This window comes from Bartonella sp. AA86SXKL (genome assembly GCF_042196885.1).
Map to the genome: position 1 here is coordinate 1 of NZ_JBHIRE010000610.1, position 516 is coordinate 516.

A 516-nucleotide genomic window follows, 5' to 3' on the forward strand; every position below is an offset into this window, starting at 1 on the left:
AATTGTTTTTCCATAACGATCTTGAATTCTGTCTATCAAAGAAGGATGAATAGAGCGTCCTCCATTGGCAATCACTGAATAAGCTGTAACCATTCGTAAAACCGTTGTTTCGCCGGCTCCTAAAGCCATGGGAAGATAAGGCTGTAATTTATCTACAATACCAAAACGCTCTGCATATTCAGCTACAAGAGGCATTCCCATATCATAGGCAAGCCGTATTGTCATAAGATTGCGAGAATGTTCAATGCCATAGCGCAGTGTTGAAGGCCCTGCAAATGTACCACCATAATTTTTAGGTTGCCAAATTTCACCATTATATTGGCGAATCTCAATAGGACCATCTAAAATAACCGATGCTGGTGTATATCCATTATCGAGTGCTGCTGCATACACAAAAGGCTTAAAAGCAGAACCGGGTTGACGATAGGCTTGTGTTGCACGATTAAATTCAGATGCTGCAAAAGAAAACCCTCCTGCCATCGCAAGAACACGCCCTGTATGAGGTTCCATAGCAAC

Annotated in this window: 1 protein-coding gene; it reads right to left on the reverse strand. The window is 42.1% G+C overall.

The annotated features are described in order from the left end of the window. Positions 1–516 (reverse strand): penicillin-binding transpeptidase domain-containing protein (locus ACFIO5_RS13555; RefSeq protein ID WP_375705699.1); only part of this gene is annotated, 516 nt, incomplete at both ends.